Annotated in this window: 5 protein-coding genes; all 5 read right to left on the bottom strand. The window is 51.4% G+C overall.

Going from position 1 to position 9,535, the window contains the following annotated elements; all coding sequences use genetic code 11:
- Nucleotides 1-480: helix-turn-helix domain-containing protein (locus tag GSQ92_RS13055; RefSeq protein ID WP_216856822.1), on the bottom strand; the 480-nt coding region annotated here is incomplete at its 3' end.
- A gap of 569 nt (nucleotides 481-1,049) precedes the next feature.
- Nucleotides 1,050-2,879 carry a hypothetical protein gene (locus tag GSQ92_RS13050; protein WP_159013552.1) on the bottom strand — a complete coding sequence of 610 codons (1,830 nt, stop codon included), beginning with the start codon at nucleotides 2,877-2,879 and terminating at the stop codon, nucleotides 1,050-1,052.
- A gap of 331 nt (nucleotides 2,880-3,210) precedes the next feature.
- Complete coding sequence (locus GSQ92_RS13045; RefSeq protein ID WP_159013551.1) at nucleotides 3,211-6,471, bottom strand: rhamnan synthesis F family protein; 3,261 nt, start codon at nucleotides 6,469-6,471, stop codon at nucleotides 3,211-3,213.
- A gap of 135 nt (nucleotides 6,472-6,606) precedes the next feature.
- Complete coding sequence (locus tag GSQ92_RS13040) at nucleotides 6,607-8,151, bottom strand: glycosyltransferase family 2 protein (RefSeq protein WP_159013550.1); 1,545 nt, start codon at nucleotides 8,149-8,151, stop codon at nucleotides 6,607-6,609.
- A 238-nt stretch (nucleotides 8,152-8,389) separates the two neighbouring features.
- The gene (locus GSQ92_RS13035) at nucleotides 8,390-9,463 is read right to left on the bottom strand and encodes a DUF563 domain-containing protein (RefSeq protein WP_159013549.1); all 1,074 of its coding nucleotides are present in this window, start codon (nucleotides 9,461-9,463) and stop codon (nucleotides 8,390-8,392) included.
- Nucleotides 9,464-9,535 lie beyond the last annotated feature (72 nt).

The following is a 9,535-nucleotide window of genomic DNA, read 5'->3' as shown; positions in this document are numbered from 1 at the left end:
CGACAAAATGGAGCCGAACGGCAACCAGCAGAAAGACCCGGTCTCGTATCTGATCCGCGGCGCTCGCCGAATGCATACTTCACGGCTGAGCGTCTGCTTGGAGATGCTCACTTTGTGTTCCTCGAACAGCCACTGACATAGGTCGATGATACGCCAGCGCACAACGCCATGGATCGCTGGATTTGGGCCACTCTCGACCTGAGCAGCAAGGGCGGCGCGCTGTGCCGCTAAGAGCCTGGCGGGCTGGCCAGGCGCCTTGCGATCGAGGAGGCCCATGGCGCCCTCCGCGTTGAACCTCAGCACCCAATCCCGCACGATCTGCAAGGTCACGCCGCCGATCTTGGCGGCGTCACTCCGCGTGCCGCCATCGTAGATCGCCGCTAATGCCAGCAAACGGCGCGCCTGCGGGCCGTCCTTGGTTCTCTTGGCAGCAACGCGCATATGCGCCGCGGTGAAATCAGTTCGAAGCGGGACTGGCATGGCGAACTCCGAGGTTCGCCATCTTGAATCAGATTAAACTCGATTCGGGAATCCCTCACGAGTCACCCTCAACGAGACTTGGTATAAGATTAACCAAAGCAATCCGATGCGGAAAGGCTTCCCGGTTCAGCCTCGACTATCCTCCATGTTTTCTGGATCAAGGCCATAAGCCACCGAATATGAAACACCACTTACTCTCATCCTTCTTTCTAGATGGCGTAACGGACGGGCGGAAGAGTGGCTGGATTGGCGGTCGTCCCACGGAGTGATGGTGCCAATAAACGGAGTCTGAGGAGGTCCCCTGCTCCAAGCATCACCGAGGAACGACCATGGAGTACTATGCCGGAATCGACGTGTCGTTGAAAAGCTCGAGCATCTGCGTGGCTGATGGGAGCGGTCGGATCATTCGGGAAGCGAAGGTAAGCAGCGAACCGGATGCGCTGCGGACTTGGTTCAAGGGTTGGAGTTCGGCCTGGCTCGCATCGGTCTTAAAGCAGATCCTTTGTCTTAATGGCTTTCATCCACAAGTCCGTCAACGTGCGAATCAGCTTGTTTGCATTCGGACCGTATCAACCCCGTCGCCTGATACCCGTAAACATACGCATTACCCCAATGCCTTTGCCAGTTACCGGTGGAGCGAGGGGCTCAGCGACCGGTTTTGGAGTACGCTCAAGTAGCTGAAGAATACCTAGTCTCTCGACCATGAGTGGATGGTAGGCGTCCTTAGCCAACGCAGCCTCAGCATATTGCTTCGCTAGCTCCTTCAAATCGAGCTCAAAGTTTACTTCGTGGAACTCTACGAGCAAATTCATCTGAGGAAAGTTGGTGAAGCCTGCCTTAATCATAACGATCTTAGCATCCGCGGCCGCACCGTTTCTGATAAAAAGCTTTGCCAGTTGAAGGTAGTCTTGAGGAGTAGTGCGGGCTGGCCTTAGGACCCCAATGGAGCGCCGTCCTTCCGCCAAAGAAGATTTAGCCATCCCAAGCTTTCCCATCATCAGCGCACACCGGATTAACTGATTTGGGCGATGCAGCTTTGGCGTGATATCCTCAAGTTCCTTAATTGCACGAGACTTATCTTTATTTTCGACATAGATTTCCGCTTGCACCAGCCTTGCGGCAAGCTTCTCGTCGCCCTCGAGCATCATGATTGCTTTTTGGATATTTCGAAGCCCGACTTCGTGATCGCCAATTCTGCTGTTATACCTCGCTATGTAGATGAGATCCTCGGCAGCTACGCTCTCTTGCTTCTCCGCTTCTGATAGATGATACCTAGCTTCGCTCCAAGCTGTTGATTTGGTCTGTGAGACAAGCCCGCGTTCAACAGCCAAATGGATCAGATCTCTGCGGACTAAGAAGTTTGCAGGATTGGAGGCAAGAATAGCCTCTGCGGTCTGTTCAACACGCGCGGTTGCCCCAATTCTCTTATAAAGCTTGAACAACCTGTCAAGACTTCCCGCACTTCGATCGAGACACGCTGCTAGCTGATCTGCGTCGTTCACCGTGCTTATACGGGCATCTTCTTGATCCGGGGTAAGCGCGATCTCTTCTAGTCTCGTTTTGAGATAAGGGAGGTCCAGAGAAAACGCATCAAGGGACTTGGAAAACTCCGGTATATAGATGAGGGTCCGCTTATCGAACTCAGCATAGTACTGGCTCTCAGTTTGCAAGAGATATTGAACTAGATGAAAACCGGATCCTTTTTTTTCCTGGTGACTTCGTATAGTTTCACGATCAAAATCGGTAACGAATCCCTCAAGCTTTTTTCTCGCCGCCGCCTGTTGATCACGAAATGGTCGAAAATGAAAATGGAAGTAGACCATATCGGTCACCAAGGTCTTACCACTCTTAGTAATCCCATGATGGAAACCGTGGTCTAACTTTACGCATGCACCTCGAGCAAAGAAGAATTTGCGCTGCCCCTCAGAGGGATCATACCATGAAGGTTTCAACGGGTGATTCGTAGGCGCGCCACGGATCATCAAGGCGTCTGGAGACTCTAAGTATTTCGAAAGCACGGAGAATATTTCAGTCGGCGTTACCGCGTAACGGTGGCTTAATCGTGCCGAAAGGAATTCGTCTATATCAAGTGGAAAGTAGAAATCGTATGGACTCTCCTGATCAAGCCGTTTTATTAGCGCCTCAAAGGTCATACCTTTGTGTTTGAATGCCAAGAAGCCCGATTGGCCCCTGTCTACCCTACTACCCTTAGACTCTGCGTGATCGATGGCGGCAATGGTGCCGGCCTGGGTCGACCCGTTGTCAAATATGAATAGGTTTTCATACCCGACTACAGCCCCGTGGTACTTAACCCACGTCATTGCCAGTTCGTCTTCGTCCTTGAGCATCATGATTATGCAGATACGCATCTCTGGACCTTCAATAGAATTATTGCTCAAACGCTCGGCACATCATGGAGCATTACAGATCCGCCCTTGACTCGCAAGCAAGGTCAACACGGGCCGTATCAGGGCTTGAAAGCCTCAGCCGAGTTCACAACCGCGGCCTGCGTCGCCCGCCGGACGGCATGCCTCTTTCGCACGCCAGGCTGTCGAAACAGCCCCCGGGCAGGCGATCGGTGGTCCAGCAGCGGCGAGGTCCCGACTAGCGATCCACCCGCCCAATCGATTGCAGGACTGCATTGCCATTACGGTCCGCTGATCACCGATCATCGACCTAGGCTATGGCACGTGGCTTGGTCAGCAGCAGCGATGACGAATCTAGGACTCCCTATAGCGTCCGTAGTAACTGCGTCAGCTCACGTGCAACGTATTCCCGACTGCTGCGTTCTCTCACTTCGTTCATGACATTTAGTCCCGCGCGCCATTCCGCACTATGGATACTTTCTTTCGCCCTCCGCAAAGCTTCCACAATCTCAGAGGGACCTGCACCTGCGGGTAGCAGATAAGGATAATCCTCCCCAAGATAGAAGCGCGCATCTCCTGCATTTGCCTGAATCATAACATTCACACCACAATGCGCAGCCACGAATCCCTTCAAGAAAGGCTTGAAGTGGTCAATACCGCGCTCGCGCCTTACTGCGTAGTGAAAGCTATAATCCTTTAGCCGCCCTAGCCAACTCGATTGAGACGTGCTCGTATCCACTAAAACAAAGTCGACCAACTCCTTGATCTGTTCGGTTGAAACCGTATTGACCAGCTCTCCGAAGTAACCAGTGCAAAAGTTGGTCGGCACCGGTCCAGGAACGATTCTAAAGTCGACGTGATGCGTTACGTGGTGCGATCGAACCTCTGGATAACGCCTCCGATAATCGACAAAGGCACGAAGCGAACTGGCGATCAGCACATCTATGTATGGCATCATATCATCGTTAGGCCGCGCATCGACAAAATCCGCCAATATCATATTGCCGCGCTCTTTCAGTCTTGCGACGCCTTCCACACCGACCTGTGCCAGATAGCCTTTCGTGAGGATCACAATTTTGTCCGAAATGCTATCGAAAGACGTGTAAAAGACCCCCCGTGGATCCGGAATGGCGGAACGAAGGATCTCGGAGAGCTGGCTGCCGCGCAACACCGAAGAACCGGCACTTACAAACTTGCTCCCGTATAGGAACCACACATCAGCATGCCTCGCCCAAGACGTCACCCTACGAGTCACGTTATTGGCCAACACCGCATGGGGGAGCTTTGCGTGCGGGAGTTTCATGAAGTATTTGTTTTCTCGCGGATTGCCCACGTCATTCGGAATAGTCTTAGGCCGAGCCTCATTCTTCCACATGAGGAATCCTAGGCTGAGTTGGTCGCGTTTGCTATAATGGAGGATATGATCCCACCATTCTTTCATCAGCTTGCTGATATGAGATTTACCCGATGCTCGCCAAATAAACGACGCCTCGATGAGACCTGCGTCGTTAGGCAATCCGGCATCGCTGTAAGTATGAAGCTGACTAAGCAGCTTTGCCGGGCTATGTCGTTCGGACTCAACGATCGCCACCGCCTCTGTGTATACATCGCTACGTTCCGGATGTCGGAACATCACAAACTCATTGCCTATCAAATACTTCTCGATTAGCTCATCAAGGCGGCCCATTAATAACGTATTAGCATCAATGAAAAGCGAGTAGTCGAATTGCTCAAGAAAATCGTCCGATAGGACCTTATACAACTTTGCGTTTAGATTGGTATCGCCTAATCCTGGCTCGGCAATCCGGTACTCCCACCCTTCGACATCACCAGGTGAGTCAGTGAAACAAACAAACCGGCAATACTTCGATACGCTTATTATGGGTGGCAGTATGTCTATGTCACCATATAGCGCGGTGTAAACACATACCGATACCTCTGCCTGAGTATCATCTTTGGATGATGAAACATCCTCAAAGACTTCGTTTCCAATCTTGCTTGATGGTAAGACTGAACGCCGGTGTCGTGTAGAGAGTGTTTTAGCTCTCAATGCCTCCCAGTAACGCTCGAGTATCACCTTCGCCTGAGTCCAGTTTCCTGAACGGACATAACAAAGCCCCAAGGCTGATAGCGGTGCCATTGATACACCGAACCGATCAAAAATACTTTCGATTAGTTCCGGAACGACCGCATAATCGTTGTTCTGTAGGACTCGCGTCAGTTCGTTGTAAGCTTTCGCCTCCTCTAAATAGTGAGTTTTTAGAAAGGTCGCCAATGGGTCAGCCTCGACCTCCTCGCCCTTCAGAACGGGGATGAGAGCCGGATCGAAATTAACTGAGGTTGCAACACCTAAATGCCGGCCTAGATGCCTATAATGATCGATGAGCGAAAGCCCGGACACCCCGACACTTCCGTGCTCCTCTAAATACCACTGTTCGTCTATAAGCCGATGTGATCTTGCTACCTCGAACCAATCCTCGAAGGTCGGACTCCCAGTATATCCTTCACGTCTTCCAAATGTGGAAAAGTGAGCAAGGGTATTCACCCCTTTTCTATAAACATCGGGCCGACGCAATTGATAATATGACGTGGAAAAGGTTGGCGACGGGTCAATTGAGAATACGTCACCATACAGTACAAAGTGCAGATGAGGATCGATACCATACCTCTGACACTCGTCAGTTTTGGAGCAATAGTAGGAGGTATCAAACTCGGAAACTCGCTTAAGTGCCTCCACATCCTCGCGCGCCCGAGACCACCGATCAAACACGTCGCTCGCCCCCAGTCGCCTTATTGGCTCCTCCAAGAGAATGCTGTCCGCTTCAATTCGAAGCGAGAATTTTGTAAGTTCTGCGTTACATCGATACGTCAGGCCAATTTCTCTAACTTTGGAGGAGCTCAGTGCGCCCCATAATCGTTCCAATGCATGTGCGATCGATCCGTCTCGCCCGGTCACCTCCTTTCCAGACGCTTGCTTCTGCGTTACTGCAATAAGCGCTTTGTGGCTTCGCGCTAAGGAGGTTAGACTCGAACCCCTTATCCAGAACATAGTTCCGGCAAAAAATCCCCAGTTAATCGGATCTGATGGCTTTTTTAGAGCCTTGCAGATGTCTGTTATCATTGCTCGGTTATTGTATGCCATATAGTGAGCTGATCGGTACAAGTCATGAGGGCCGACCATCAAAAGGTGTCGGTGAGTTGCAAAGGCGACTAAAATATCCTCCACTAACTCCGCGGAACCCAAGAGTAGCTTTAGAAACATTTGCGTTTGCGTACGGCTGTGCTGGGTAAAGTTGTTCTTTGTATGAAGCTTGAGTATCGCACCGTAGCGGTGAAGGTTATATTCTTTTACCACCTGTACAAACGGCAAGACGTCCATACCAATGTTCTCAACACTCAGTATCTCTGCATGTACGCCCGCCTTCTCTAGAATGGAGGCGACTTCCGTGCGACGCTCTTCGAGGCATGTCACGAAGAGATCGAATGGAACCAGAATGTAGTGGAGATACGGCAGCATCTCCTGCAGCACGTCCAGGTAAAACGCGTGTATGCACACAGCCACTGTCGTATGGGCAGCTGGCTTAGAGAGTACGCGATCGGGAAGCTTAGCCTCAGATATTGCCATCAATGGGACCCGACTTGGCCTTGGATTGAACCGGTGTTTGCACACCTCGCGCAACGTACAGAACGCCCTAGTCGACGTACAGACTTCAAAAACCCAGACAACGAATGGCTTGGCAGGTTCAACATCTTTTAAAACCTACGCCGTATAACCGTCGGAAAATGGGAGAGGAACTTCCAAGCTCTCGAACGCTTCAGAGAAAGCCGTCACGTTCTTGAAAAGCGTTGCATCCCGCGCCAGATATTCGCGCTCTCCGACCAGCAAGTGCCGCGCGGAATGGAACCCGGTCTTTCTCTCGTTAATGTATTGACGCAGGGTTTCTTCCGAGAAGTCCTCCAGAAACGCCTCTAGCTTTTGCCGCGCATGCAAACGTACGAGTTGGTAAGGCTTAAAATGATAATGCATATACACTATTGAGGTCTTTCTTCGGCCTCCTCCACCCCTTACCTTCGGGTTGCTGAAGCCTCTGTCCAACAATTGACACGCTCCTTCAGCGAAGAATGATTTTCGCTGACCAGTCGTTCGTTTGAAGCTCCCTGCAAGTCCAGGATGGTTGTCGAAGTAGGTAGCCACTGTCAGCGCTTCGTTTGCTCTGTAGTGGGCATTCAGTTCGTTGAAGATATCGACTTCTGAGAACGATAGAAGGCCGCCTTGGAGTTCGACACCCACGAATTCATCGCAGTCCAGGGGGAAGTAGAAGTCTGCGGGGTCCTCTTCGTCATAACGCTTTATAATCTCGGAAATAATTCTTCCCTTATTCACGAAGTCCTCGCGACTGTTGTGTTGGCGGCTAATTTGGACTCCTATTGATTGAAGATAATCAAGGCGTGGTTGGAAGGAGTCCTTAGACCCATTGTCGATAATGTGAAGATTCTCAAATCCAAACCGTACACCGTGATATAGCGCCCAAGGATAGATCAAATCTACCTCGTTTCGCTGCATCATAATCGCCCGAACCCTCATTCTCTCCTGGACCGCGGCAACAGGTCGTCCTTCACAAACACCAAACTGAATATAGTGACGGAGTGGATTGGTGCCCCCTCCGTCAAGATCTGCGTTCATTGCGATGTAGTGTTGGCCGTCAAAGTGTTGACTCGGGTTGTGACCGAGCCGATGACCATGGTCAAAGTAATGAGTTAACGCGCCTTCACTGTCCAATCCCTCTAACGAGTATCTTTTTATGTACCATTGGGCATCAAATAAGCGAGTATCCGTAGCAAGTTCCCGTATCTCCTCCTCAGAGATGCGAGTACGTGCGGCGTTGCGTAACAGCTTCTGGTCGATCCCCGATGATGCATGCGTCTTGTGATTTTCATGAAGCGTCAATGCTCGCGAAAAGCGTAGCCGGTCTTTGCTTTCACCTAGCTTTAACAAACTGTTCTGAAGAGCTAGGTTTTCCTCGGTCGCGTCGTCTAGAGCCCTCGATACTCTATCTAACTCACGTTGCTGCAGAAATTGATCTTCCTCTATGCTCTTTAGATAGAGCGCGATCTTTGCAAGTTCTTCGTTCCGCCTAGCTAACGACTTCTTGAGGCGAGTGATCTCTAGATCCTTCTGCCCAGTCGAAGTCCCACTTTGTGTATCGCCGCATGTGTCTGGCGCCGGAGCAGAAGCCGTGTTGTCGAGCTCTTTACTCGGCTCCAGGTGATTATCCTGGCCAAGTGGATCTTCTTGTGGCTGCACTTGTGCCTTACGTCGTCTTACCGCAGAGCGAGGGGTCATCATATCCCTACTAATGAAACGAGTGCTCGCATGCCAATCTGCACGGCTGCAGAGGAGATGTTATACCACCATAACTCAGCTTAACTTTCGAGCGGAATTGTGTCTCTGTCCTAATCACCTCCGAAGGATTTGGACTTTTAGCCACAGCGCTTCCATGCAAGGGCTGCCCCTACTCTACTCGTTCCAAGACTACATCTGTCTACCACGGAGAGCTTAGTCCTGAAAGGATGTCAGAAACGTCGAGCAGCAGTTTGCTGTTCCAACCCTCCGGCTCTACGGGATCCTCCATTTGCCGGCAACGCACCTCTCGGTAAGTTTGTCCTTTAAAGCCAGCCAGCATCCAAAAGAACACGTCCGGCATCGGCGATGGGATAAACGATGTTATCTCAGCCTCGGCGCTTGCAAACACGAGGTTCGTTAATCCGGCACCATTTACACCCGCGATGCGCCGCGCTCCTTTGAATAGACTGATCTGCTCCCGCAACGTCATTTTGCCGGGCTCAGCTATATACCAACCCTGCTCTGCTAATCTTAAGCACGTTCCGGCTTCGTCAGCTATGCTGCGACGCTCACCGACACGGCTAACCCAAATCTTTTCGATCCCTTGTGCCGGCACGGCGACAGCCATCTGTTCCATGCAATCGATAATTCGAGGGGAGTAGTGGATGCCGTGGTGACTAAGCCCGCGCACTATTACGAGTTGTTCATATCGCTGTGGACCACTCTCTCGTATATCGATCTGGGAACGTGGCACACCGATTAGCTCCGTGGAGGCCAGCATGACGGCATTCATAGCAGATCCCGCCACCGGCAGTCGCAGCCGCCAGCCGCCAGGAACGCAGAGATGCTTCAAATTCAAAAATGCGATCGGCAACATCTCGATCAGCCAGTGGCCGTAGTTGCCGATACCTGCTTTCTCACATAGTAGGGTGACCCCGGGCTTCGTAGCTAGAAGTCCATTCTTCACGTAATGATGCACACTGTGGGTCGCCGCCTCTATCTCAGCAGGTGTAGCTTGGTGAATGGTTTGCCGTATGAGATTGAGGTCCGCGTCAAATACTAAGCCAGGTCCCTCGACTATGGCGTTTAAAACAACACTGCAGACGATTTCCTCACGCGGCCGCGTTTGGTTCCAAAGATGCCTGTAAAGTTCTCGCAGTCTAGGACTTAACAACTCAGCATTGCGTAGTTGCGGGGGAGAGGTGGAGAAAGCTGGTGAAAAGAGCGTATCAACCCGAGCGCTTTCTGGAAGATCAACTATGTTAGGTGTCATCGCTGAATAGCCGCCCTAAATTCGAACACCGTGACGGTTTCTGCACGGTCAGCCATCGCCTTAAGCTATCGC

Origin of the sequence: Acidisoma sp. S159 (genome assembly GCF_009766125.1) — a bacterium.
Taxonomy (GTDB): Bacteria; Pseudomonadota; Alphaproteobacteria; order Acetobacterales; family Acetobacteraceae; genus Acidisoma.
Note: the sequence above shows the minus strand (reverse complement) of the source record. Positions and strands in the feature narration are given on the sequence as shown.

What these genes read in the sequence shown, in the direction of transcription:
- GSQ92_RS13045 (WP_159013551.1), bottom strand. Translation starts at nt 6,471, where the DNA reads ATGGCAATATCTGAGGCTAAGCTTCCCGATCGCGTACTCTCTAAGCCA.
- GSQ92_RS13035 (WP_159013549.1), bottom strand. Translation starts at nt 9,463, where the DNA reads ATGACACCTAACATAGTTGATCTTCCAGAAAGCGCTCGGGTTGATACG.